Source organism: Gemmata sp. SH-PL17 (assembly GCF_001610855.1).
Classification (GTDB): Bacteria; Planctomycetota; Planctomycetia; order Gemmatales; family Gemmataceae; genus Gemmata; species Gemmata massiliana.
The window spans coordinates 6,439,367-6,465,154 of the sequence record NZ_CP011271.1 but is presented as its reverse complement, the minus strand read 5'-3'; the positions used below and the strand labels follow the sequence as shown (position 1 = coordinate 6,465,154).

Sequence of the window (25,788 nt, the reverse complement as noted above, 5' to 3'; positions counted from 1 at the left end):
TCGCGATTCCTACTGATTTTTTACACATGCGCAAGAACGCTCTCAACGTCGTCGCCTTCGTCTTCCTCGCCGGGGGGCTGTTCTTCCTTTGGCAGTACGCGGAGAAGAACTGGGTTCCCAAGCCGGCCAAGAAGGAAGATCTCAACGAGAAACTCGCTGAGGAGTGGAAGAAGCGGGCCGAAGAGGACGCGAAGCTCGCCACCGAAGCCGCCGAGAAGAAGCGGACCGCGCAGGCGTCGCTCACCGCGGCCGGGAGCGGGCTCGTGGTCGCGGGCGATTTGCCGAAGCCCAAGCCCCCGGAACCGCCGAAGGTGGCGCCGCCGAAACTCGCCGGGGTCGACCCGCGGGCGCTCGGCGAGGCGGTCACGAGCGGTGTCATCGAGTACACCGCCCGGCCGACGCTCATCGCACTCGGCACCGACAAGTTCTACAACCACGCCCTGCTCACCACGCAGGGCGGCGGCGTGCAGCAGATCGTGCTGCCGCAGTTCGGGCAGGCCGACCGCCTCGGGCGCGAGGTCAAGCGGAAGGACGGCAACGGCAACCCGACCAAAAAAAACGTCCCGCTGTACCTGGTTCCCGGCACCCCGTACACGCGGACGAAACAGCTCCGCGAAGAGTACCACGTGCCGGACCTCGTTGCGGGTAAGGTGGCCGACCCGTCGATCCTCGCCGAGCCGAGCTACACCGTCTTCCACTACCCCGTGCCCGAGGACAAGAACCCGGACCCGTTCCTCGGCACCACGAACTGGACCGTCGTGTCCGAAGAGCACCCGGACGAGGGCGACCACAAGGTCGTGTTCGAGAAAGAGCTCGGCGACCCGTACTTCGTGAAATTGCGAAAAACCTACACGCTCGGGCCGCGGGACTACCACATCGGGCTGCGGGTCGAGATCGAAAAGCTGTCGCGGCCCGGCGCGGCAAAGGGGAAGGGACAGTTGCGGTACCAGCTCTCCGGCCCGCGCGGGCTGCCCATCGAGGGCGAGTGGTACACCAGCACCTACCGCGTGGCGATCATCGGGTGGACGGACGCCAAGGGCACGCCGCGCCGCCAGTACGAGGACGCATCCTCCATCGGCCTCAAGCGCGGCGGCGAGGCCGTCAACCGCGGCGAGAACTCGTTCAAGTACGCGGTGGTCGCCAACCAGTATTTCGCCTCCGGCATGGCCGTCGACACCGCGGGGAAGAACCCGTGGGCCTACGCGCGGGCCACGACCGAAATCCCGTTCGACAAGAAACAAGACCTGAACCAGCCCCAGTTCGACGACATCACCGTCCGGGCCGCGTCCGAGACCATCGATCTCGCGCCCGGCGAGAAGCTCGAGCACAGTTACCTGCTCTACAACGGCCCGTCGAAGGTCGGGCTACTCGAACTCATGCCGAAGGACGCGGACGGCACTCCGGCCGTCAGCAAGGAGCTGGTGAAGCACTACAAGGACGACCTGATCCTCTCCACGCTCACCGACTTCCGCTCCGACACGTGGATCGGCCGGTTCGCCAACACGATCTTCTGGACCGACATCGTGATCGTGACCACGAACCTGATGCACATGTTCCTCTACTACATTCACAGCGCGGTCGGGAGCTGGGCGCTGTCCATCGTGCTGCTCACCGCGTGCGTGCGGCTCGTGCTGCTGATGCCCAGCCGCAAGCAGACCGCGATGAGCATGAAGATGATGGAGGTGCAGAAACAGTTGCAGCCCGAGTTCGAGAAGCTGCAAGAGAAGTACAAGGACGACATGCACTCTTACAACCGCGAGAAGACGCGGTTGATGATGCAGAACGGGGCCAACCCGTTCGCGATGATGGGCGGGTGCCTCCTGCTCGTCGCGCAGATGCCCATCATGATGGGGCTCTACTTCGGGCTCCAGGAGAGCGTCTTCTTCCGGCTCGACGCGGCCCTGTGGATCGACAACCTCGCCGCGCCGGACATGCTCGTCTGGTGGGGCGAGGGCATCCCGTTCATCAGCACGCCCGAGGACCTCGGCAGCTTCATCTACCTGGGGCCGTACTTCAACCTGCTGCCGATCCTGGCCGTGGGGCTGATGCTCTACCAGCAGGCGAAGATGATGCCGCCCTCGACCGACCCGCAGGCCGAGCAGCAGCGGATGATGATGAAGATGATGATGGTGATGATGGCGGTGTTCTTCTACAAGGTGGCGGCGGGCCTCGCGCTGTACTTCATCGTGAGCACCGGGTGGGCCATCATCGAGCGCCAGTTCATCCCCAAGCCGAAAATTAGCGGACCCAACACCGACGGTAACGGCACGGGCGCGACGCTGTACCCCAAGACCGGTTCGCCCAACGGCAAGTCGCCCGCGGACGCCGGCGCCGCGGCTCAGACCAAGAGCCGAGGACTACTCGGGCGCCTGCGCGAACAGCTCCAGGCCAAGATGGAGGAGATGCAGCGCCAGGCCGACGAGCAGGCGAAGCGCCAGATCCGCAACGACCGCGGCGGCCCGACGGACGCGCCGCCCCCGGCACGGACGGCAAGCCGAACAACCCGCGCCGCGACAACAAAAAGAAGCGCAAGAAGTAAGTGCGAATTCGGGATCATCAGAGCGAGTTTGACGAGCCGCGACCGCAAGGGAGCGGGAGGCACAAGCTGCTCCGATGATCCGATCGCTCTTGAACAGGCGCGGGCAATCTTAAGGTTTGGTGGCATAAAATCCCGCGCTTCCGACACGTGATTTCGGTTTACCATCTACGAGCCGCACACCGCTCCCTTGCGGTCGCGGCTCGTGGAACGGACCCAAACCAATCGGTCGGCCCTTACCCCAACGCCCCGAAAATAACCCGTCCGGTTCACTTTCGGGACGTGGACCGTAGGTGGCGCCGTTTGGGTGCTGGTAACGGGGTGCGTCCTATCGTGGTTCGCTATCTTTGTGATCGGACTCGGTCACCTTTGACCCCCTGAAACCGGAACCGTGCCATGCCCGCTAAGCGGATCTTGATGCTGGTCGGCGACTTCGTGGAAGACTACGAGGTGATGGTCCCGTTCCAGGCGCTCCAAATGGTCGGGCACACCGTCCACGCGGTCTGCCCCGGCAAGCGCTCCGGCGAGAAGGTCCGCACCGCGGTCCACGACTTCGAGGGCGACCAGACGTACTCCGAGAAGCCCGGCCACAACTTCGCGCTGAACGCGACCTTCGCGGAAATCGACGCGACGCATTACGACGCACTCGTGATTCCCGGCGGGCGCGCACCGGAGTACCTCCGGCTGAACCCGGACGTCCTGGACGCGGTGCGGCACTTCTTCAGCGCGAACAAGCCGGTCGCGGCGATCTGCCACGGCCCGCAGCTCCTCGCGGCGGCCGGCGTGCTGACGGGGCGGACGTGCAGCGCTTACCCCGCGGTCGGGCCGGACATCGGGTTGTGTGGCGGTGTGCTCGCGGACGTGCCGATCGACGGCACACACGTGGACGGGAATCTCGTGACCGCCCCGGCGTGGCCGGCACACCCCGCATGGCTGCGGGCGTTCTTGAAGGTGCTCGGGACCGAGATCGAAATGTGACCCGCGCCCGTACTCGGGCACGAGCCTTTCCAAAATCACCTCTCCGACCAACCGACGGGGCGCTGTTAATCGGCGGAACGAGCCGCGACCGCAAGGGAGCGGGAGTGGCTCCCTGTTTGTCGTCCCGGTTCCACACACGGGAAGCCCCGCTCCCTTGCGATCGCGGCTCGTTCCGCCGCTACAAGAGCACCGAAACCGAATTTAGTACCGGGCGATGAGTTCGACCGTCAACCGCTGGTTGAGGACGTCGTGCCGGTTGGACAGCGGCACCTCGAAAACCGCGCCGATCGAGTAGTTCTTACTCAAGACTGCTTTCGCCCCGAACGCGGCCGTTACCAGGTGCGCCCCGGCCTGACCGCGGGTGCCGAGGTTCAACAGACCGTCGCCCTCGCCGATGGCGGTCGGCAGCCGCTTCCCGCCGCTCGTGTACCAGAACCAGTTCAGTTCCGCGAGCGGGTACAGCCACCCGAGCACCTGTCGGTCGACGTGAAAACTGTTGTAGAGGAAGCTCGACCCTTGCGCGTTGTTCACCGGGAAGTAGTACCCGGTGGTCTGGAGGTAGTGCCACTTCTGCGCGAACTCTTGGCCGAAACTCACGAACGGGGCGAACGACCCGGCCCCGTGGTTCTGGAGCACCTTCGCCTCGCCGCTGGGGATCTCGTACAGGAACCCGGCCGCGGCAAGGGTCTGGGTCTCCACGTTACGGTAGAAGGTGTACTTCAACCCGGCGGCGAGGTTCAGGAACCCGGTCTGCGACGGCGCGTTTCGCGTCGCGAAGTGGGCGAGCCCGTCCTTCTCCGCGATGATGCTGAGCCGCTCGGTCACGGCGAGATTCGTTTGCAGCGCGTACACTTGAATGTTCCCGCCCCCGAGCGGGTGCGACGCGGGGATGTTGTTGTTGATGAACAGGAACCGGGCGTAAGAGTTGGACCGCGGATCCTTGCTGAAGACCGGGTTCGAGACCGGGCCGACGAACCCGTCGAACTCGTGGTCGCTCTGGAACAACCGGCGCACCGGGGCGGTACACAGGTCGCACAGGGCCGGGTTCGCGGGAGCGGGGGCCGCAGCGGGTTCCGGGTTCGCCGGTGGTGCCGGAGGATCGGCGCTCACGGTAATCGGTAGCGTCTGGTAGGTCGCGGGTGCCGGTTGTTGATAGGACGGGTGGGCACCGACTGGGCCGACCGCCATCAGGACGGTCAAAGTAAGGGCGTTCATCCATGAACCTGTAGTAGCGGTACGACGTGGTAACGGGGCAAATCCGTGCCCGTGTTGGAATATCGAGCCGCGCGGTCCGGAAATGCGGGACTAAAGGGAAAGGAAAACGTTTCTCAATCCGAAAGAGTGCCGAATGTGCCGACCGCGCCGTCTGGAGGTGGTCGAGAGCACACCCGCCCGGTTTCAAATCACACCGGTGCGGGTGCCCGCCCACAATGTTCAACCGATCCGCGGGAACAGCGGCTTCACCTTGTCTGCAACCAACTCCGCCGTGATGCGCAGGTCGTCGGGTTGGGCCTTCAGTGCGATCGCGTCCGCGTACTTCACTTCGGCCCACGGGGTCGGGAAGTTGAAGCTCGTGTAGATCGTCTCCGCGCTCTTGGGGATGAACGGCTTCAGCAGGATGCTCGCGACACGGAGCGACTGCACCGCGTTGAACAGCACCTTCTTGGCCGCGTCCTTGTCCGTCTTCACGAGTTTCCACGGAGCGTTCGCTTCGAGGTACTGGTTCGTCGGCGTGAGGAAGTCCTGCACGATCTTCTGGAGCGCGAGGTGGTACCGGCACGCCTCAATGTGCTCGCGCACCTCCCCAACAAACAACTCCAGGTTCAACCCGGGCACGACCGGGTCCGGCACCTGCCCCGCGGTGCCGTCGAACACCCCACCGAAATTCTTCCACGTGATCGTCATCTCGCGGGAGAACAGGTTGCCGAGGTTGTTCGCTAGCTCGGAGTTGTAGACCTCCATGAACCGTTCCGGGCTGATTTCACCGTCGGACGGGTACGGGCACTCCCTCATGAAGTAGTAACGGAACGCTTCCGCGCTGAACCTCTGAATGATGAGCATCGGTTCCAGAAGGTAATCCAGCCCGCGTGCTCGCAACTCCTCCTCGCGCGATTTCCCGATCTTCCCCTCGAAGTTCACGAACCCGTGGCTGAACACCTTCTTCGGGGCTTCCTCGCCCGCGGCCCACAGCATCGCCGGCCACAGCGCGCAGTGGAAGCGGGTGATGTCCTTACCGATAAAGTGCGTGTCGCACGGCCAGTGTTTGCGGAACGTCGCTTCGTCGTCGCCGTACCCGATTCCGGTGATGTACGTGAGCAGCGCGTCGAACCAGACGTAGATGGTGAACTCCGGGTCGAACGGGATGCGGATGCCCCAATCTTCGCCGGTCCGCGAGATGTTGATGTCGCGCAGCCCCTCCGTCTCGATCAGCGAGATCATCTCGTTCCGGCGGCTCTCCGGCTGGATGAAGTCCGGGTTCTCCTTGTAGTGCGCCAGCAACCGGTCCTGGAACGCGGAGAGCCGGAACAGGTAGCACGGTTCCGACCGCCGAGTAAGCGGGCGCTTGTGAACCGGGCAATTCCCGGCGTTCTCGTCCCGGACCTTGTCGCTCTTGAACTCCTCGCACCCGTCGCAGTACCAGCCCTCGTAACTCCCCTTATAGATGTGCCCGTTGTCGTACACCTTCTGGATGAACTTGCGGCAGCACTGTTTGTGGCGCTCGCTGCTCGTCTGCACGAACGTGTCGTAGCTGATGTCCAGCGCGGCCCACACCTCGCGGAACTGACGGGCCATGTCGTCGCAGTACACCTGCGTGTCCTGGCCGAGTTCCGCGGCGCGCTTCGACACCTTCACCGTGTTCTCGTCGTTGCCCATCAGGAAGAAGACGTCGAACCCCTCCATGCGCCGGTACCGCGCCTGCACGTCGGCGCCGAGCTTCTCGAACGCGGTACCGATGTGCGGCCGGCTGTTCGGGTAGTCGATTGCGGTCGTCTGGAACCAGCGGGGTTTGTCCGTCACGGTCTGCTCCTTCGTCTGCACGGCCCAATGTAGCCTTTCTACAGACGCGACGGGCGCGGAGCAGGTTCAGACCACCACGTCCGCACCGAAGCCGGCGCGCAGGCGCGTCTCCGTGTACCACGTGAGGTTCGGGCTGTCGTAGGTGCGCCGGAGCTGGAGGTGCTGTAACCGGAGCAAATGCGGCGAATTAAGGATCGCGGCCGCACCGGTGTTCGTCAACCTGAGAGGCCCCATGAACAGGGATTTCAGCCCGCGCAGCGCCGGGCACTCGGCCACGCACCGGAGCGCGCCCTCTCCGAACGTTCCCCGCTCAACCGGATCGTACCATAGTGCCAAATCGAGTTCCGTCAGCCGGTCCAGCGCGGGCCACGTGACGAACTCGGCGACCGCGCGGTCGGACACGCTGCTCAGGTGCAGTACCCGGCACGGAACCCGGTCGGCCAGGCGCGCCCAGACACCCGCTACGGCGGAGAAGTTGCCGACCAGTCGCGTCGGGAACCCGCGCTCCCACTGGTCCGCGCCGGCGCACTCGATCCCCAGCCGCTCGCGCAGTTTTTCTAGCCCATAAGCCGACTCGAACACGCGCGACTGCGGCGCGCCTGCCGTATCGGTCGATCCGTTCGCGAGCCACACCTGCGCGCGAATGCCGTTCGCCCAGGCGGTGTTTACGGCCCCACCTCGCTCCGAGAGCCAGTCGGCGAACGCCAACCGCGGGGTGTCTTCGTCCGGGTGCGCACAGATCGCGCGCAGGAGTGCGTCTTCGTCGTCCATCGGGGTGCTGCGTTCTTACACAAGAAATGTGTTTAGACCCTATTCCACTATAACCTTCTAAACGGATAGCGCCCGCCTTCAGAACCAATCGCACCGGCGAAAGTACCAACGAGTTCGCGCCGGACCGAAATTACCGACCCACAAACTACGAACCGTAGCGCCCGCTCCGAATACGAGCGAGCAGTTCCCGACTGATCGGGTTCTCTGACAGGTCGAGCCCGCGCACTTTGACGAGGAACCCCGAGCCGGACAGCACGGCAGCGCTGGCGTCGGTGATGTTGTTGTTGCGGAGGTCGACCCCGCGCAATCGGGGGAAGCCCGGCGACTCGCACAGCGCACGCAACCCGACGTCCCCAATTTCTTGCCGCGCGAGATCGAGGTGCTCCAGTAGCGGGTACGAACCGCCCGCGAGCGCGTAGGCCCCGGCCCAGCCGAGCAACCGGTCCCCGCGCACGACGAGCGTTTCTACCCGCGCGAAGACCGGCCGCTTCACGATTTCGTGCAACCGGCGCGCGGGCACGTCGGGCACCAGTTCCAGGTACTCGAGCAGGTGCGCACGCGGATCGTCCGTTTCCCCCGCCTGCGACGCGGTGAGTATCCCGCGGTCCGCGAACCCGCGCCGTTGAGACGCGAGCGCCTTGTACCCCTGCGGCATCTCGTCCCGCCACACCGCGCCCCACGCGGAGAGCAGTTGGTCGATGCGTGGCCCCGCGGCCTTCCGGTCCGGGTGATGGAACGGGAGCCGGTCGGTGTAGACGTGCAGCCGGATGAACTCCGCACGGGCGGCGCGCGACGGCTCCCCCGATTCGTCGAGGTAGTCCGCGTAGACGAGCCACGGCGTGTCCTCGTCCGGGTTCGCGACGATGGCCCGTAGGAGCGCGGTTTCCGTGTTGGTCATTGGGTGCCCGGTTACAGTTTCACTTTGGACCAGAACCGGCTCCGGAGTGTGGAACAGGCCGCGTGATCGATCGGGTTGTCTTGCAGGTCAAGAAGTCGCAGTTGCGTCATGTACGGCGACGACGCCAGCGCCCGCGCGCCTCGGTTGCCCACCCGGTTCGAGCCGAGCCACAATTCCGTGAGGTTCTGAAACCACCCACCAGCGATATTAACACTCACCACGTTATCGATCCGGTTCCCGTGCAGATCGAGTACGACCAATTGGCCGAGGTGCGGCGACGCGAGGAGGATTCCCAACCCGTCCTCGTGCGCACCAGCACTCACCATTTTCAGCGCCCGGAGTCGCGCGAGTTGCGGGACTTCAGCGAGGGCTTGCGCCCTTCTCAAGCGCCGTAACCGGAGGACGTGGATACCCGGGACACGAAAGATCGCGTCCGCGTGTTGAATCACGGAGCGATCGTCCGCGGCCTGTACCTCCTCGATCAGCCCGCGGTTGAAGTCGCCCCACTCGATGCCGTCAATTCGAGGGAGCTGCGCCTTCCAGTGCGGAACCCAGTTGGTGAGGTAATAGACGTTCTTCTTGACGAGTTGGTGGCGCTCCGCGGCCGTTAGTTCGCGTCGAGTCAACTCGATCTGGTTGCGCACGAAGTCGGCGCGCTCGGGCTGCCCGTTCTCTTCAAGCCAATCGGCGAACATGAGCCGCGGGGTGTCTTCTTCCGGGTGCTCGCCGATCGCGTGCAGTAGCGCGTCGTGGTCGTTCATCAGGTCGTCCGATGGTAATGAGTCACGAGGGCACCGGGAACCGCGACCAGAACACCCGTTCGGTGGCCGGGGACAGCTCGCTCGCGCGGAATTGCAGCACGCGCAGGCGCCCCGTGTGAGGGCTATCGAGCAGCGCCATCGCGACGGCGTCCGTGATCTGCAGATCGTGGAGGTAGAGGTGCGTGACCGACGCGAACCACGGGCGCACGCACAGCTCAATAATGGCTGCTGCGTTCACGGGGCGCAGGAACAACTCGCGGATCGGTGTGAGTCGCGCGAGTTTGTCACCGTATTTGGTAATGACCGCCGCAGGAACGGGTTATCCGATGTCATGGCGGAAGGACAGTTGCGCACCCGGTTCGGGTTCACTTGGCGCGAAGAGCGCCCGCCAGCGAAGCCCGGCGCTCACCCGATCGCGACGCGGTCACCGGGTGCGGGGACGCCCACGTCGTCGAAACCCGCGTCGCGGAGCGTGGCGGCCAGTGCGTCGGCCTGCTCGTGCTCGCCGTGAATCAGGCGCACCTTCCCCACCTTACCCGCGAGCGGTTCCAGGTACGCGAGAAAGTCGTTTTTGTCCGCGTGTCCGCTGAAGCCGTCGAGGTGAACCACGTCGATCCACTTGTTCCAGTCGCGCCCCTGGAACCGCACCGTCGGCTTCGGGTCGAGGAGCTTGCGCCCCACCGTACCCGACGCCTGGTAGCTCACGAGGATGATCGTGCAGCGCGGGTCGTCCACGAGCTGCTTCAGGTGCTGCTGGATGCGCCCCGCGTCGCACATGCCGCTCGACGCGATGATGACGCTCGGTCCCGGGCGCGTGGCGAGGATCGTGCTCTGCTCGAAGTCGCGCACGTAGGTCACGCCGTCCCCGCCGAGTAAGCCGTGCCCCTCGCGCAGCGCCTGGGCGATCTCATCGGACAGGCTGTTCGGGTGCGCCCGGTACACCGCCGCGACTTCCGACGCGAGCGGGCTGTCGACGTAAACCGGGATCTCGGGGAGCTTCCGCTCGCGCAGCCCCTGTTGCAAAATGTGAATGATGAGCTGCGTGCGCCCCAAGCTGAACGCCGGGATGAGCACTTTTCCGCCGCGGTCCACGGTGTCGCGGATCGTGGCGTAGAGCTTCTCGACCGTTTCCGCGAACGAGCGGTGCGTGCGGTTCCCGTAGGTGCTCTCGCACACCAGCACGTCGGCCGGCGGGACCGCCCCGGTCGGCTTCAAAATGGGTAACCCCCGGCGCCCCATGTCCCCGCTGAACGTGAGCGTCCGGTCGCGATCGGGCGCGGCCACGGTGACGTACACCATCGCGGACCCGAGCACGTGGCCCGCTTCGATGAACCGGAAGCGCACGGTCTTCGTGACGTCCGTGTCGCGCCCGTAGGGGACCGAGACGAGCCGGCCGAACACCTTCTCCACGTCGATGACCGTGTACAGCGGCTGGACCCACGGCTCCGCGTAGTTGCGGGCGATGTTGATGTGGGCCGCGTCCTCTTCTTGGATCTTCGCGGAGTCCGCGAGCATGACCCGGAGCAGGTCGCGCGTCGGCGGGGTGCAATAAATGGGGCCGTCGAACCCCTGACGGATAAGGGTGGGCAGGTTACCGCAGTGGTCGATGTGGGCGTGACTGACGATGACCGCGTCGATCTGGGTGGGGTGGAACGGGAAGTGCCCGTTCCGCTGGCGCGCCTCCTCGCGCCGGCCCTGGTGCAACCCGCAGTCGAGCAGGATCTTGTGGTTCCCGGTCTCAATGAGGTGCATCGACCCGGTGACGCCGCCGGCCGCCCCCCAGAACGTGAGCGTGGGATCGGCGTTCGGCGATGGTGTGCTGGTGGGTTTCATTCACCCATTCTAACCCGCGGGGCGACGAGCACAAACCCGATGAGCGATGTGACGGTGCGAACGCGCGCCGGTGCGCTCGCCCGCGCCGCACAGTCCGCCTTGATTCGCCCGGCGCGGCGCCTATAAGTCCCCGCTCTTTCAGTGCAGACAGAACCGTTTCGGCGTGACCGCTTCGCGCGGCGAACCACTTGTTTCGCCGTGCGCCGATGAAGGGACACCGCGTGTTCAGCGGGCGAGCGATAATTTGGGCCGGGCTGGTAATTTCCGCGCTCCTGGCGAGCGCACCGGCGACCCGCGCACAGCCGGTTCCGCCCGTGCGCCCCACGGTGCGGTTCCCGGACGACCCGGCGGCGGGCACGTTTTCGCTACCGACCGACGGACTAATGTCCCCGGTCCAGCCGGTGCCCCCGCGCACCGCGTACCAGCCGCCCCGCGACACCGGTTCCCCCTACGAACCGGACCCGCTCCCCAACGGCGCGGTGATCCCCACCCCGCAATCGAAGAAGCGGTACGGCAAGGTCATGCCGCGGTACGCGGCGACCACCTACAACGCGGACAAGGTCAAGCTCGAGGACGGGACCGAGCGCATCCTGTTCACCGGCGGGGTCATCATCAACATCTCCAGCGAGGACGGGGACCAAACGACCGAGTTCGCGACCGACGAAGCGGTGATGTGGCTCCGGAACAAAACTCAGGACGAGAAGGACGGGTTCGCCACCGGCGGGGACGGCCAAACCGAGGTCGAAGTTTACCTGTCGGGCAACGTGATCGTTCGCACGACCAAGGGGGACAAGGACAAAAAAAAGCCCGCCGTGACGCAGACGCTCCGAGCCGTTCAGGTGTACTACGACGCGACGCAGAACCGCGCGGTCGCGCTCCGGGCCGACCTCGAAATGGCGCTCCCGAGCGTCCCCGACGCCTTCCACTTGAGGGGCGAAGAGGTGCGCCGGCTGGACCTGGAGAACTGGGAGATCCTGAACGGTACGTCGAACGCGAGCAAGTTGCCCAGTGACCCCGGGTTGCGGCTCGATTCGCAGCGCTTCACGCTGAGCCAGCGCCGGATCGTGCTGCGGAACATTTTCGGGTTCCCGATCCGCGACATCCGGACCGGCGAGCCGATCGAGGGCCAGGAGCAGATCGTTACGGGCACGAACGTGGTCACCCGGCTCGGCGGCCTCCCGGTGTTCTACCTGCCCAAAATGCGGTTCGACGCGACCGACCCGCTCGGCCCGGTCACCGGGCTGGGGTTCAGCCAGAACCGGATCTTCGGGTCGCAGTTCTACTCGTCGTTCGACATCTACGAACTGCTCGCGCTGCGCCCGCCCCCGGGTCACAGTTGGCGCCTCAACCTGGACTACTTGAGCCGGCGCGGGCTCGCGGGCGGCACCGACTACACGTACCGCCTCCCGGCCCCGCAACTGGGCGAGTACCCGATCGGCGCCGGCCTCATCAAACTGTACGGCCTCCAGGACGACGGGCTGGACATCCTCGGCGGCCCGCGCGGGACCGAGCCGGCCCAGCCGTCGTTCCGCGGGCGCGCCCTGTGGCGGCACCAGCAAGAGGTCATGGAGGGGACGTACTTCCAGGGGCAGTTCGCGTACCTGAGCGACAAGAACTTCCTGGAGCAGTACTACAAGAACGAATTCGACATGGGGCCGAACCAGGAGACGTTCGCGTACCTCACCTGGCAGCGCCGCAACTTCGGGGCGTCCGCGCTGGTCCAGGACCGGCTCAACCGCGAGTGGGTGAGCACGACGAACTGGCTCCCGCGCGTCGACGGGCACCTGCTCGGGCAGACGTTCCTGGACGACCTGTTCGTGTACAGCGCGCGGGCGAGCGCGGGCTACGCCCAGGCGCGCCCCACCGAGATCCCCCCGTTCGCCCTCCTGCCCACCGAGCGCCGGGTCGATACGGGTCGGTTCGACTTGTGGCAGGAACTGAGCGTCCCGTTCGCCCTCGGCCCGGTGAAACTGGCGCCCTACGGCGTCCTCGACCTCACCGAGTACACCAGCGACATCAACGGCAACGAGGTCGGGCGCGTGTACGGCGGGGGCGGTACCCGGGCGAGCCTGCCGTTCTCGCGGCTCTACGGCGACGTGAGCAGCGAGCTGCTGAACCTGCGCGGGCTGAACCACAAGGTCGTGTTCGGCGGGAACTACCTGTACGCCCGCTCGAACGAGCCGTACACGCGGTTCCCGATGCTCGACCGGCTCAACGACGACGCGGTGGACCAGGCGTACCGCAACATCCGCCCGATCCAGTCGCAGCTCGTGCCCGGGGCGGACGGGCTGGCGCTCATGAACTCGCCGATCTTCAACCCGCAACTGTACGCGATCCGGCGCCTCGTGGAGAACCGCACCGACACGCTCGACAGCATGAACGTGCTCCAGATGGACGTGCGGCAGCGGTTCCAGACGAAGCGCGGGTACCCGGGGATGGAGCACACGGTCGACTTCCTCACGTTCGACGTGTCCGCGTCGTACTTCCCGGACGCCAAGCGCGACAACTTCGGGAACCCGTTCTCGTTCCTCGAGTACGGCACCGTGTGGAACCTCGGGGACCGCACCTCGCTGGTGTCGAACGGGTGGTTCGAGCCGTATGAGGGCGGGAGCCGGTACTGGAACGCGGGCGTGTACGTGAACCGCACGGACCGCACCAACGTGTACCTCGGGTACCGCCAAACGGACCCGATCAACAGCAAGGCGGTGGTGCTGACGATGGGGTACCAGATGAGCCCCCGGTACTACATGAACTTGGGCGCGAGCTACGACTTCGGGCTCCAGCAGGCCCTCTCGAACACGTTCACCCTGACGCGCACGGGCGCCGACCTGACGGTCACGGTCGGGTTCACTTACAACGCCTTCGTGAACAACTTCGGGTTCCAGTTCCTCGTGATACCGAACCTGGCCTCGGCCCTGGGCGGCCGGTTCGCGGGCACGCCGATCAGCAACCAGCAGCTCAACAGCCGGCGGTAACGGAAAAGTTCCAGAGTTCCAGAGTTCCAGAGTTCCAGAGTTCCAGAGTTCCAGAGTTCCAAAGTTCCAAAGTTCCAGAGTTCCAGAGTTCGTGGCCCATTCGGTTCGCCGCGCTCGAATCGCGGAACGTAAAGTTCGGAAGTGGGTTCTGTTTTTGAACCTCTGGAACTTTTGGAACGTGGAACTCTGAAACTTCATACTTGGAACTCTGGAACTCTGAAAGTGGGGAACGCATGCCCGCAAACCAGTGGAGCGCGCCCGGCGACGACCCGCCGCGGAAGAAGTCGCGCTTGTGGCGCGACAAGTTCCGTGAAGCGGTCCGCGGCGTGAAGCGCGGGGTGCGCGGGCACTCCAGTTTCTCCGTTCACTTCTTCTGTGCGGTCGTGGCGCTCGCGGCGGCCGTCGCGCTGGAGTGCGACTACCGGGAGTGGTGCCTCGTGATCGGGTGCATCGGCCTGGTCGTCACCGCGGAACTGTTCAACAGCTCCATCGAGACGCTGTTCCGCGGGCTGGACCAGGAGGCCCGGGACCGCGTGTACGGCTGTTTGGACATCGCGGCCGGGGCGGTGCTCGTGGCCGGTCTGTGCGCCGCGACCGTCGGGGCCGTCATCTTCGGCCGCAAAATCCTCCTGCTGTTCCACTGGCTCCCGGCGTAACCGCGAGACGCCCCGCGGTCCCGCGCGTAAAATACTCCCGAGACCACCCCACGGGACCGACGATGAAACTCACGCTCCACGTCTGGCGGCAGAAATCGCGCACGGCCGCGGGCCAAATGGTGCCCTACACCCTCGACGGCGTCAGCCCGGACATGTCGTTCCTCGAAATGATGGACACGCTCAACGAGCAGTTGATCCGCAAGGGCGAGGAACCCGTCGCGTTCGACCACGACTGCCGCGAGGGGATCTGCGGCAGCTGCAACATGATGATTAACGGGCTCGCGCACGGCCCGGAAAAGGGCACGACGACGTGCCAGTTGCACATGCGCAGCTTCGCCGACGGCGCCGAACTGTACATCGAGCCGTGGCGCGCCGGACCGTTCCCGGTGGTGAAGGATCTGGTTTGCGACCGCTCGGCGTTCGACCGGATCATTCAGAAGGGCGGGTTCGTCGGCGTGAACACCGGCGGCGCGCCGGACGGGAACTCGCTGCCGATCGCGAAGAAGGACCAGGACCGCGCGATGGACGCGGCCGCGTGCATCGGGTGCGGGGCGTGCGTGGCCGCGTGCCCGAACGCCTCGGCCATGCTGTTCCTCAGCGCGAAGGTGAGCCACCTGGCGCAACTGCCGCAGGGCCAGCCCGAGCGCAACGACCGGGTCCGCGCGATGGTGGCCCAGCACGACCGCGAGGGCTTCGGGCACTGCACGAACATCAACGAGTGCGAGGCCGCGTGCCCGAAGGACATCAGCGTCGAGCACATCGCGCAGCTCAACCGCGACTTCATCGCGAGCACCGTGAGCGCCGTGGTGAAGTAGGGTCATCCGGTTCCGGATTGTAACGAGCCGCGACCGCGAGGGAGCGGGAGGCGCGGCCCGTACCGGATTATCCCAGGAAGTCTTGCCGCTCCCTCGCGGTCGCGGCTCGTTCGACTGTTACGGTGGGCCGAAACGGGATTAGCGCGCTGATCCCCCGCGGAGCGTGAATTGTTGGTCATTCGGGTCCGGCCCCACCGACCCGAACCGCTGCGTGAGAAGCTCCGCAATACCGGCACGCTCGGCGTTCGACGGGAACACGTCGAGCGTCGTAAGCGTTTGAAGGCACACCGATTCGGTCAAAACGCGCACGCCCGCCGCGCGGATCTCAATATTTCCCGCCAGATCCAATTGCAACAACCCAGGCGCGCCCGTCCACGCGGCCAGCGCTTCGGCCGCTTTCGTCGTTAACCACATTCCCACCAACCCCAATTCGCGTAGGGCCGGGAGCCGGGCCGAGCGCACGAGCGCGGTGATGAGTTCGTCCCCGTCTGGGAACCCGTTGGCGCTCAGGTCGAGCCGTTGCAACTTCTCGAACCGCCCCGGTCCGAACAGCCGATCGATCCCGTCCGCGGTGATGTCGTTCGAGGACAGGCTGAGTTCAATCAGTTGACCGGCAAGGGTCGATTCCCCCAGCACCTCCGCGCCCGCGTCGCCGATGTTGCCGCCATCGAACCGCAAGTGGACGAGTTGACGGCTCGCCGCGGACGAACACAACGCGCTCATCGCGTCCGGGCCGGCGAAAGAATAACCCCAATGCAATTCAGTCAAATTGCCCGCGTGCGGGGATGCAACCAGGTTGGTAAACACTCGGCTGTTGTGAAAGAGCTGAAGCACCCCGATCCGACGAAAACATTCGTCCCCGAAAAGCGATTCCAGTTCCTTCTCTGTGAGATTCGAGAACCAAAACGCCCAGGTGGGCGCGTGCGGGAGCAGATCGCGGAACACTTTGTGAAACTTGTGGCTGTTCATGGGCCGAAGTGGGGGAGCAACGAACCCCCGCGCGAACGGGTACGCGCGCATCCGGTCCGGTAGCCCCCGCCGGAACATTTTTCGGTGCGCCTCCCAGAGCCCAGCCTCGCGCTTCTTCAGTACGGGCCACTGCGGATCGCTCTTGTCCGTTCTCGCGATCGTACACTGGAGCCGGATGAATTCGGCGCGCGCGGGTTGGCCATTTTCCTGGAGCCAGTCCGCGTAGATCAGGCGCACGGTATCGTCGTGCGGGTGCTCCCAGATCGCCGCGAGCAGCGCCTTCTCGTCGGACATAGTGCCTCACGCAACGGGCCGCGCCGAGGAGGTTCCCGGCGCGGCCCATCATAAATCCCAACAGCGAACGAAGCGAGCGAACCGCACCGGAATCAGCCCATCCACTCGGGGTGCTTGGCGATGTCACGCAAATCCCGCACCGAATCGCGCGTCACAAGTTTCAAGACCCACCACCAAATTTCGGCTCATGAGGCATCAGGGGTGAATCGGGTGTTTTCAGGTCGTAGGAGCGGTGGCTCATGAGGCGGTAGAGGTGGAGGTTTAGTGCAGGACGCTGTCGGGCAACGAATTGCGACCAGCCTCCACCTCTACCGCCTCATGAGCCACTCACGGACGAGCGAAGTCGCAGTGCCGTGGAGATTACGGAAAAACATGTAGATGACTTGGTAAGTGATGATGAGGCAAATGATGCAATGCGGGCGGCGGACCAGGCGTGGCGTGACGCGGAGAAGAATACTCCCGATCGGATTGAAAATGCTGACCGTGCTGCGAATTGTGGTAGCTGGGCTGCTTACTATACCGACTTCCCAGAATGGGCATCGCGAGAGGCGCGAACGGCTATGGTTTGGGAAAAAATCGAGCAGGGCATTGACCATCGCGTCGCCAACGAAGCTGAAGCAGCACAGCAAAGCAAAGCATCCTACTGCGTGACATCTTCGGTAACCCCTTCCGCCCCGGCACCGTTGATCTCTCTTGGCTCACGACGGACGTTCGCATTCTTGCCGAAGGTATTTACCAAGACCGTGCATTCGACCGGATGCCGATTCTGGCCGACGCACTTCAGGACGCCGGGTGCGACAACGACGACATCCTGAGCCACTGCCGCGGCGAGGGGCCGCACGTTAGGGGGTGCTGGGTTGTGGACTTGCTGACGAACCGGAAATGATGAGCCTTATCTGTACGTTGATGGTCTTTTGGCGAGCCAAAGAAGACTTGCAAGTGCGCAAACCACAATTCACGTCTGTTTCAACTCGGGCACTATGCCGTTCGGAATTGTTTCGCAAGGCGCCGCTTGTTGCCGGCTTCCGTTGAACTCGCGAGCGGCACGAGTCTCCAGGTGTTCGCCCAGCAACTCGTGCCCCAATTCGACCGCTTTAGCCTACGAAGATTTCGCCGGTGAAGCTCGGATCGAAGGCGAAGAAACTGCTCAGCTCCGCCGGCGTTTGACCGTCGAACCGCTTGACATGGCGCCGGCACCCGGACGAATATCGGGTGATAGGTTCACGATGCTCGGGCGCGAGGACGTGTGCTCTCATACCCGAGACACGCTAGACCGAAAATCAATCACTGACCCTGTCCCCGAGCCTGCACGTCACTGCAAGTCGATGTCGTGCGTGTTGCTGCCCTTCTTGACGGCGAAACCCGGGATCGCGCCGGGGAGCGAATACTTCTTCGGAACGGCCGCGCCCTTGCTCGCTTCGGGCATGCCGGGCATCGAGGCCGTGCGCCCGACCACTTTCACCGGTCCCGAACCCGTGACGATGATCTTGGCGTCGCCGGGCGGGACTTCGTTGACAGTGTAGGTGCCATCGGCGTTCACGATGGAACTCGATTCCTTGCCGTCCGCGCCGATGAATTTGATGAGCGTGCCCGATGCTGGCGCGGCGCCTTTCACCGTGAGCTTGCCCGTCACCGTGCCCTTGTCGCCGGACGTCCCGCAGCCGGTCAGCGCGAGGGCAACACAAAGCAGGCCCGTTACGGGCAGCCAGCGGTTCGTGAATGAGCACTTCGGCAGAGTTTCGATGTGGGACATGGGTTCCTGATTGGTGGGAGAAAACGAACCGGTTCGGGAAACGCCCGCCCTGGTTGGGGCGGGTGGAAGATCGTGCAATTGGCGCTCTTACCAGTCGCTCGGCAGAACTTGCCCGTCGTCCGGGGTCAGTGCGTACAGCCAGCTCAACTGCGACACGCTGGCGCCGACGCTGCGGACGCTCCCGTCGGCCAGACCCACGAGGCACCCGCTGCTGTGGTTCGCGTACACGCGGGACCGGTCGGTCGCCGCGGACTGCGTCACCCCGAACAGCGGCGCCTGGTTCCAGCTCCCCCAACCGGTGTTGGCCCCGAACCGGTTGCTGGTCACGCCGCCCCAGCCGAACACCGCCGAGTACTTGCCGTCGCCCGCCCAGTCCCACCCCGGGTACGCCCACAGTTGGCCGTGGTCCGACGTGCGCCCGCCGTAGCTGTCCACGAACGTCATCGTGTTGGAGGTGCCGTCCGGGATGTTGCCGACCCGGTACGTCGACTGGTCCGCGTTGTTGACGCGGTTGCTCCCGAACAGCGCGTAGTTGGCCGCGTAGCTCGTCCCGGCCCAGTCCTGGCCGCGGTTGCTGGGGTACCCGCTGTTCATGGTCGCATCGGACGGGCACACGAACGTTTTGATGACCTGGTAGAGCACCTGCGGCTTACTGGTGTTGCCCGCGATCGGCCCCTCCCACGGTTGACTGTACGGCGTCCCGTTGTACGTACTGACGATCGGGGACAGCCCCGCCTGGTAAATGGCGTCCTGTTCGATGAACGGGAGCAGGTAGTAGTGGATCGAGCCCCCGTGCGTTTGCGACTGCGGCGACCCGTTCACGGCCGACGTGATGTTGGGGAGCTGGTCCGAGCGCGAGCTGGCGTAGTTCTGAACGGCCAGCCCCAGTTGCTTGAGGTTGTTGCTGCACGACATGCGCGCGGCCGCCTCGCGCACCTTTTGGACGGCCGGGAGCAAGAGCCCGATCAGGATCGCGATGATCGCGATGACCACGAGCAGCTCAATGAGCGTAAAAGCACGACGGCCCTTCGGTGCGGGCATGGAGAAACTCCCTCGGTTGAACCAAGTGGCAGAAGGAACGGACTCAATAACCCCGCGGCGCGCACTGACCCGCGCCGCACGAACCGGCTCGAACACGTGATTCGGACACTCGCGCGGCCCCGGGCGCTCCGGCCCCGGTCCCCGCGCCGGCAATGGACCGCTACTGATTTGAAAACACTCGGGGCTCAAAAGTTCCGCGGATCGCACACAATAATTCAAAAGATAAAACTATGAGTGGCTATCGGGTTTAATCACACATTCATTATTTGAATCGGCTCGAAATACGCCGCGCGGACGTTTCATTCGCGGCTGGAATTTGTGATCGGACCGGGCGACCTGCGTCCGATCCGCACAAGGGGTGCATACTTTCAAAACGGTCCGCGCGCCGGGAAAAGACGCGAAATTCGGCTACACTTTTCGTGGACCGCGGCGGAATCCGACACGCGGGCCGCGCCGCACCGTTCGTTCTTCCGGGTGAAACGTGAAAACTGTTCTCCTGCCAATTGGCGACGCAGCGGAGGTGCTGGACACCTACTACCCGCTGTTCCGGCTCCGCGAGGAGGGGTACGAGGTGCTCGTCGCGGGGCCGGAGAAGCGGGGCTACCACCTCGTGCTGCACGAGCGCCCGGACGGGTGGGACATCACGCAGGAGCGCCCGGGCTACACGCTCGCGGCCGAAATCGCGTTCCGCGACGTGGACCCCGGCGCGCTCGCGGGCATGGTGATTACCGGTGGGCGCGCCCCGGAGTACCTCCGGTACGACCCGGATCTCATGCGCATCACGAAATCTCTGTTCGCGGCGAACAAGCCGGTCGCGAGCGTGTGCCACGGCATCGAGATCGTTGCCGCGGCCGACGTGATCCGCGGGCGCGAGGTGACGACGGTCGCGAAGTGTCGGTTCGATTGTGAATTTTCGGGCGGGATCTACGTGGACCGCGAGGTCGTGGTGAGCGGGAACCTCGTGACGTGCCGCACGTGGCACGATAATCCGGCGTGGATGCGGGAATACCTGAAGCTCTTACGCGGGTGACGTGCAACGAGTCCGGGAACCATCGGCACCAAACGGGCGTCAAAAGGATGTGTGTGGTCGTGAAATGAATCCGCCCCGGTAGTGCGCCGGGGCGGAATACGGATTAGGGCACCACGACGTCGATCGTTTTTTCTTTCGCGTCGATGGTGTACTTGAGCGGCGACGTGTCCGGCTTGTTCACTGTTGCGGGCAGTTTGGCCAACTCCGGAGCCGGGGGTGCGTTGTCCGGGGCCTTCGTCGGGGTGCTACTGCCGCCGCCGCCCGGTGTAATCAAGCCCCCGCCACCACCACCCGGCGGCCCCGCTCCGGGAAGGGTACCTTTACCGGGTAGCGTCGACCCGCCTGTCTTTCCGGGCATTCCGGGCATCCCGGGGCCGCCGGCTTTGAGCCCGCCGGGGAGCCCGGCGCCGAACTGCTCGACGGTCACCTTGACGTCGCCCATCGGGACGTCGGTGCAGGTGTAAGAGCCGTCGGGCTGGATCGCCGCGGACGCCACTTCTTTATCGGCGCCGTGGAAGGTGATCGTACCCGTCTTGAGGGCCGCTCCTTTATACGTCACGGTCCCGCGCACGATCGCCGCCTGCTTTTTCGAGCACCCGGCCGGAACACCGACCGCTACGGTCACGCACGCCAAAACAATGATTCGGGAGGTTACAGAGCGCTTCATTCCGCGAACTCGGGGTGTGGGAGAAGAATGTGAAAACGCCCCGGCACGCGGGACACTTGCGCCCGCGTGCCGGGAATTGACGGAAACGCTCGGGGCTACCAGTCCGAGTTGAGGACGTTGCCGTCGGCCGGGTAGTTCGCGTTCTGCCAGGTGGCGGCGGAAACGCTCGTGTTGATGGTGCGGACGCTCCCGTCGCAGAGGCCGATGATGCACCCGCCCGGGGTCAGGCCCTGCGGGCGCGTGGGGATGCAGTTGGCGACCGTCGGCCGCGCCTGCGGCGGGTTCCCGTCCGCGTTGATCGCGTACACGGACATCCACGGCCAGTTCCAGTCGCCGTGCGTCCACAGGCTGCCGTTGCTCCCGCAGGTGCCCATCTTCTCGGCGAAGGCCACGGTGTTCGAGGTGCCGTCCGAAATGCCGGTCATCGTCCGCTTGCCGTCCCAGCTCACGTTCGGTTGGCCGAACACGGCGTGGTTCGAGGCGTAGTTCGAGATCGCCCAGTCGCTGTACACCAGGGAACCCGGGGTGGAAGCGTCCAGGGGCGAGATGAACGTCTTGATGACCCCGCGGCGGACCGTCGCGTTGTCGTGCGCGTACACCATCGCCGCGCCGCCCTGGGGCACGAGCTTGTACAGGTTGTCCTGCTCGATGTAGGGCAGGATCCAGAAGTGCAACGAGGCGGTCACGTTGCCGTAGGTCGCCCACTGCGGTGGGAGCCGGTTGACGGCGTCGTGGTGCGAGTGGCACGCGATCGCCAGTTGCTTGACGTTGTTCGTACTGGTCATGCGCGCGGCGGCCTCGCGCACCTTCTGCACGGCCGGCAGCAGCAGCCCGATGAGAATGGCGATGATGGCGATGACCACCAACAGCTCGATCAGCGTGAACCCACGCCGACCCTTGCGGACGTTCAATTCAGGCACGGGGAGAGACTCCTTACACCGAAACGAAGAATGGAACCGACGAGAAAGGACGTAGCGCCACTGTGCGCGTGGCCGTCACCGTTCGAGGCGACGGCCCCACTTTCGCTCAACCGGGGCGAAGGATCAAGGGAAAAATACACCAAAAATGCACATGCCGATGTGAGAGGTCTGTTGGGTTGTCATTCTAATATTATGAATCTTGGCAATCGGAGTGGTGCCTTTTATCGCACAACTGTCTCGATCGTATGGGCGGCGACGGGTTTTCGCGCTCCCGAAAACGCGACCCGCGGAGCGATTCGCGCGCCGCCCGGGGCGCACCGCGGGTGCCCGGTTCCGCACCGAACGTGCCGCCCGTCTTGATTACCCCTTCGCAACTCCAACAATACCTGAATCAGCGCGAATCCTTCCTGCTTGCGGGTGCTCTCATGCCAAATAGTTTCGGAAGCCTCTCGACCCTTTCTGTTGGTGGTAAGCCGTACACGATTCACCGACTCGCGGCCGTCGAAGCCGTTCACCCGCAGGCGAAGAAGCTCCCGTTTTCACTTAAGATCCTTCTGGAGAACCTCTTGCGCAACGAGGGCGTGAGCCTCGCGGTGCGCAAGGCGGACATCGACGCCCTCGCGCTCTGGCAGCCGAAGGCCGAGCCGAACGTGGAGATCGCATTCACGCCGGCCCGCGTGCTCATGCAGGACTTCACCGGCGTGCCCTGCGTGGTGGACCTCGCGGCCATGCGCGACGCGATGAAGACGCTCGGCGGCGACCCGTCGAAGATCAACCCGCTCGTGCCGGTCGAGCTGGTCATCGACCACTCGGTCCAGGTGGACGAGTACGGTACCGATCGCGCGTTCGTGGACAACGTGAACCTGGAGTACGAGCGGAACCAGGAGCGGTACGTGTTCCTGCGCTGGGGGCAGAACGCCTTCCGCAACTTCCAAGTCGTTCCGCCGGGCACCGGGATCTGCCACCAGGTGAACCTCGAACACCTCGCGCGCAGCGTGTTCGTGGACCCGCACGGGGCCGCGTACCCGGACACGCTGGTCGGCACCGACAGCCACACCACGATGATTAACGGGCTGGGCGTGCTGGGGTGGGGCGTCGGCGGGATCGAGGCCGAGGCCGCGATGCTCGGCCAGCCGGTGTCGATGCTCATCCCGCAGGTGATCGGGTTCAAGCTCTCGGGGCGGCTCTCGCCCGGCGCGACCGCGACCGACCTCGTGCTCACCGTTACGCAGATGCTCCGCAAGAAGGGCGTGGTCGGGAAGTTCGTCGAGTTCTTCGGCCCGGGGCTGGCGGACCTGCCGCTCGCGGACCGCGCGACGATCGCGAACATGGCCCCCGAGTACGGCGCGACGTGCGGCATCTTCCCGGTCGACGCCGAAACGCTCCGGTACATGACGCTTACGGGGCGCCCGGCCGAACTCGTGGCCCTCGTCGAGGCATACTACAAGGAACAGGGGCTGTTCCACGACGCCAACACCCCCGAAGCGAGCTACACGGACACGCTCGAACTCGACCTCTCGACCGTGGAATCGAGCCTCGCCGGGCCGACCCGCCCGCAGGACCGGATCGCGCTCAAGAACATGAAGACCGCGTTCGCGGAGGCGCTCCCGAAGCTGAAGGCTGGCGTGAAGAAGCCGACCGCGGTCCCGCTGCCGGTCGCGGCCCCTTCATCCGCGTCGGGACCGTTCGGCGTGAAGGAGGCGGCCCCCGCGCCCGAAGTGCCGGCCGGGTCGCTCCACGACGGCTCGGTGGTCATCGCCGCGATCACGAGCTGCACGAACACGTCGAACCCGTCGGTCATGATGGCCGCGGGCGTGCTGGCGAAGAAGGCCGTCGCCCGGGGCTTGAGCACGCGGCCCTGGGTGAAGACGAGCCTCGCGCCCGGCTCGCAGGTCGTGACCGACTACCTGACCAACGCGGGCGTCCTGGGCGACCTGGACAAGCTCCGCTTCAACGTCGTCGGGTACGGCTGCACGACGTGCATCGGGAACTCCGGGCCGCTGCCGGAGGCCGTGTCGCGCGAGATCGCGGCCGAGGGGCTGGTAGTGTCCGCGGTGCTCTCCGGGAACCGGAACTTCGAGGGCCGCGTGCACCCCGAGGTGCGGGCGAACTACCTCGCGTCGCCGCCGCTGGTCGTCGCCTACGCACTGGCCGGGCGCGCCGACATCGATTGGGACACCGAGCCGGTGGGCGCGGACCCGAGCGGGAACCCGGTTTTCTTGAAAGACATCTGGCCCACGCACGAAGAAGTGTCAGCGGCCATCGGCAGCTCGATCAAGAAGGAGTCGTTCGAGCGCATTTACGGCGCGGTGTACGAGGGCGATTCGCGCTGGAAAGAACTGCGCGTCCCCACGGGCGACCTGTACGAGTGGAGCGCGAGTTCCACGTACATCGCCAACCCGCCGTACTTCCGCGGCATGGGCGTGATGCCGCCGGCGATTGCCGAGATCACCGGGGCGCGGGTGCTGGCGCTGCTCGGCGACAGCATCACCACGGACCACATTTCGCCCGCGGGGAACATCAAGAAGGACTCGCCCGCGGGCAAGTACCTGCTGTCCCACGGGGTCGAGCAGAAGGACTTCAACCAGTACGGGGCGCGCCGCGGGCACCACGAGGTGATGATGCGCGGGACGTTCGCCAACGTCCGGCTGCGGAACCTGCTCGTGCCCGCGCGCGAGGACGGGTCGCGGGTGGAGGGCGGGTTCACCCGGCACCTGCCGGGCACCGAGGTCGTGAGCCTGTACGACGCGGCGATGGCGTACCAGAAGGACGGCGTGCCGCTGATCGTGATCGGGGGCAAGGAGTACGGGTCCGGGTCGTCGCGCGACTGGGCCGCGAAGGGCACGAACCTGCTCGGCGTGAAGGCGGTGATCGCGGAGAGCTACGAGCGCATCCACCGCAGTAACCTCGTGGGCATGGGCGTGGTGCCGCTCCAGTTCAAGGCGGGCGAGTCGGCCGCGAGCCTCGGGCTGACCGGCGAAGAGGTGTTCAACATCGACGGCCTGATCGCGGGCCTCGATAAGAACTTCGACGGCCCGACCCGCGAACTCACCGTCACCGCAACCCGCCCCGACGGGACGACGGTCGCGTTCAAGGCGGTGTGCCGCATCGACACGCCGCAAGAGGTGCAGTACTACAAGAACGGCGGTATCCTGCCCTACGTCCTGCGGCAGTTGCTCCAGGCGAAGTAGGGCGCGGTTCGGTTCCCGTCACCCGCCCGGCGCGCCGGGCGGGCGCGTCCTCACGGCGGTTCGCTCATGGAGTGCATCCTCGCGTTATTTCTGATCGTCGGGACGTTCATGGCCGCCGCGGTGGTGGTCGAGATCTTTTTTCTACTCACGCTCTCGAAGGCGATCGGCGAGTGCCACCCCCGGAACCGGACAATGGAACCGGGGATGGTGTGGCTGAACCTGATCCCGATTTTCAACCTCGCCTGGAAACTCGTCACGGTCATACGTGTCTCGGAGACGCTCGAACGCGAGTATCGGTACCGCGGGTGGCACCGCCGGGACGAGACCTACGGCTACGGGGTGGGGCTGGCGTCGTGCATCGCGATGTTCCTGTTCATGGGGCTGCCGCATCTCGTCCTGAAAATCATGTACTGGGTCAAGATCGCGGAGTTCAACAAACAGCTCACCGGCCAAGACCCTCCGCCCCGCGAAGACGAAGATGACGACCGCCCCGTGCGCCGGCGCCGGCCTCGTGCGGACGACCGCGACGACTACGACGACCGAAGCGACAACCGCCGGCGCCGTGACGATCGCTTCGACGAAGACGACCGCCCGACCCGGCGCCGCGACGAGCACGACGATTACCACGACGACCGCGGCGACGACCGAAAACCGTGGGATCGCGACGGGCGGTAAACGTCTT

21 protein-coding genes are annotated in these 25,788 nt (G+C 65.2%); 9 read left to right on the top strand and 12 right to left on the bottom strand.

Annotation, left to right across the window (positions count from 1 at the left end; translation table 11 throughout):
* Positions 1–26 precede the first annotated feature (26 nt).
* Together VT84_RS26605 and VT84_RS26600 are read left to right on the top strand one after the other, a co-directional pair.
* Complete coding sequence (locus tag VT84_RS26605) at positions 27–2,690, top strand: YidC/Oxa1 family insertase periplasmic-domain containing protein (protein ID WP_082841631.1); 2,664 nt, start codon at positions 27–29, stop codon at positions 2,688–2,690.
* 242 nt (positions 2,691–2,932) lie between these two features.
* The gene (locus tag VT84_RS26600) at positions 2,933–3,514 is read left to right on the top strand and encodes a DJ-1/PfpI family protein (RefSeq protein ID WP_082841630.1); all 582 of its coding nucleotides are present in this window, start codon (positions 2,933–2,935) and stop codon (positions 3,512–3,514) included.
* A gap of 201 nt (positions 3,515–3,715) precedes the next feature.
* On the opposite strand, the gene VT84_RS26595 is transcribed toward VT84_RS26600, so the two are convergent.
* The 7 genes from VT84_RS26595 to VT84_RS26565 all read right to left on the bottom strand — a co-directional run bounded on the left by VT84_RS26595 (position 3,716) and on the right by VT84_RS26565 (position 10,795).
* Positions 3,716–4,729 carry a hypothetical protein gene (locus tag VT84_RS26595; protein ID WP_157469847.1) on the bottom strand — a complete coding sequence of 338 codons (1,014 nt, stop codon included), beginning with the start codon at positions 4,727–4,729 and terminating at the stop codon, positions 3,716–3,718.
* Between the two features lie 219 nt (positions 4,730–4,948).
* Complete coding sequence (gene metG, locus VT84_RS26590) at positions 4,949–6,532, bottom strand: methionine--tRNA ligase (protein WP_082841629.1); 1,584 nt, start codon at positions 6,530–6,532, stop codon at positions 4,949–4,951.
* A 66-nt stretch (positions 6,533–6,598) separates the two neighbouring features.
* On the bottom strand, positions 6,599–7,303 hold the full coding sequence (locus tag VT84_RS26585; RefSeq protein ID WP_082841628.1) for a TIGR02996 domain-containing protein: 705 nt from the start codon (positions 7,301–7,303) through the stop codon (positions 6,599–6,601).
* A 145-nt stretch (positions 7,304–7,448) separates the two neighbouring features.
* Positions 7,449–8,201 (bottom strand): TIGR02996 domain-containing protein, encoded by a 753-nt coding sequence (locus VT84_RS26580; protein ID WP_082841627.1) that lies wholly within the window; start codon positions 8,199–8,201, stop codon positions 7,449–7,451.
* Between the two features lie 11 nt (positions 8,202–8,212).
* On the bottom strand, positions 8,213–8,962 hold the full coding sequence (locus VT84_RS26575) for a TIGR02996 domain-containing protein (protein ID WP_082841626.1): 750 nt from the start codon (positions 8,960–8,962) through the stop codon (positions 8,213–8,215).
* A 22-nt stretch (positions 8,963–8,984) separates the two neighbouring features.
* Entirely contained in the window at positions 8,985–9,215 is a 231-nt protein-coding gene (locus tag VT84_RS26570) for a hypothetical protein (protein WP_052561428.1), read from the bottom strand.
* A gap of 152 nt (positions 9,216–9,367) precedes the next feature.
* The gene (locus VT84_RS26565) at positions 9,368–10,795 is read right to left on the bottom strand and encodes an MBL fold metallo-hydrolase (protein WP_082841625.1); all 1,428 of its coding nucleotides are present in this window, start codon (positions 10,793–10,795) and stop codon (positions 9,368–9,370) included.
* 206 nt (positions 10,796–11,001) lie between these two features.
* Between VT84_RS26565 and lptD the strand changes: the two genes are divergently transcribed.
* From lptD to VT84_RS26550, 3 genes are all read left to right on the top strand, one after another.
* Positions 11,002–13,770: an LPS assembly protein LptD gene (gene lptD / locus VT84_RS26560; protein ID WP_082841624.1), complete on the top strand. Its 2,769-nt coding sequence runs from the start codon at positions 11,002–11,004 to the stop codon at positions 13,768–13,770.
* A gap of 233 nt (positions 13,771–14,003) precedes the next feature.
* Entirely contained in the window at positions 14,004–14,426 is a 423-nt protein-coding gene (locus tag VT84_RS26555; RefSeq protein WP_082841623.1) for a diacylglycerol kinase, read from the top strand.
* Between the two features lie 62 nt (positions 14,427–14,488).
* Complete coding sequence (locus VT84_RS26550) at positions 14,489–15,241, top strand: succinate dehydrogenase/fumarate reductase iron-sulfur subunit (protein WP_052561439.1); 753 nt, start codon at positions 14,489–14,491, stop codon at positions 15,239–15,241.
* A 138-nt stretch (positions 15,242–15,379) separates the two neighbouring features.
* Here the strand turns inward: VT84_RS26550 and VT84_RS26545 are convergent, their stop codons facing one another.
* On the bottom strand, positions 15,380–16,504 hold the full coding sequence (locus VT84_RS26545) for a TIGR02996 domain-containing protein (protein ID WP_052561441.1): 1,125 nt from the start codon (positions 16,502–16,504) through the stop codon (positions 15,380–15,382).
* Positions 16,505–17,261: 757 nt separating this feature from the next.
* On the opposite strand from VT84_RS26545, the gene VT84_RS41780 reads away from it, so the two are divergent.
* On the top strand, positions 17,262–17,390 hold the full coding sequence (locus tag VT84_RS41780) for a hypothetical protein (RefSeq protein ID WP_255359511.1): 129 nt from the start codon (positions 17,262–17,264) through the stop codon (positions 17,388–17,390).
* A gap of 426 nt (positions 17,391–17,816) precedes the next feature.
* Here VT84_RS41780 and VT84_RS26535 read toward each other — a convergent pair whose 3' ends face one another.
* Complete coding sequence (locus VT84_RS26535) at positions 17,817–18,257, bottom strand: carboxypeptidase-like regulatory domain-containing protein (RefSeq protein WP_052561446.1); 441 nt, start codon at positions 18,255–18,257, stop codon at positions 17,817–17,819.
* A gap of 87 nt (positions 18,258–18,344) precedes the next feature.
* The gene (locus VT84_RS26530) at positions 18,345–19,298 is read right to left on the bottom strand and encodes a DUF1559 domain-containing protein (protein ID WP_082843419.1); all 954 of its coding nucleotides are present in this window, start codon (positions 19,296–19,298) and stop codon (positions 18,345–18,347) included.
* 481 nt (positions 19,299–19,779) lie between these two features.
* Between VT84_RS26530 and VT84_RS26525 the strand changes: the two genes are divergently transcribed.
* Complete coding sequence (locus tag VT84_RS26525; RefSeq protein WP_052561450.1) at positions 19,780–20,328, top strand: DJ-1/PfpI family protein; 549 nt, start codon at positions 19,780–19,782, stop codon at positions 20,326–20,328.
* 103 nt (positions 20,329–20,431) lie between these two features.
* Here VT84_RS26525 and VT84_RS26520 read toward each other — a convergent pair whose 3' ends face one another.
* Both VT84_RS26520 and VT84_RS26515 read right to left on the bottom strand, forming a co-directional pair.
* Positions 20,432–20,995, bottom strand: coding sequence for a hypothetical protein (locus tag VT84_RS26520; protein WP_082841621.1), 564 nt, complete (start codon positions 20,993–20,995; stop codon positions 20,432–20,434).
* A gap of 95 nt (positions 20,996–21,090) precedes the next feature.
* Positions 21,091–21,915 carry a DUF1559 domain-containing protein gene (locus tag VT84_RS26515; RefSeq protein WP_082841620.1) on the bottom strand — a complete coding sequence of 275 codons (825 nt, stop codon included), beginning with the start codon at positions 21,913–21,915 and terminating at the stop codon, positions 21,091–21,093.
* 425 nt (positions 21,916–22,340) lie between these two features.
* Between VT84_RS26515 and acnA the strand changes: the two genes are divergently transcribed.
* Entirely contained in the window at positions 22,341–25,106 is a 2,766-nt protein-coding gene (gene acnA, locus VT84_RS26510; RefSeq protein WP_082843418.1) for an aconitate hydratase AcnA, read from the top strand.
* A gap of 66 nt (positions 25,107–25,172) precedes the next feature.
* The gene (locus VT84_RS26505) at positions 25,173–25,781 is read left to right on the top strand and encodes a hypothetical protein (RefSeq protein ID WP_082841619.1); all 609 of its coding nucleotides are present in this window, start codon (positions 25,173–25,175) and stop codon (positions 25,779–25,781) included.
* Positions 25,782–25,788 lie beyond the last annotated feature (7 nt).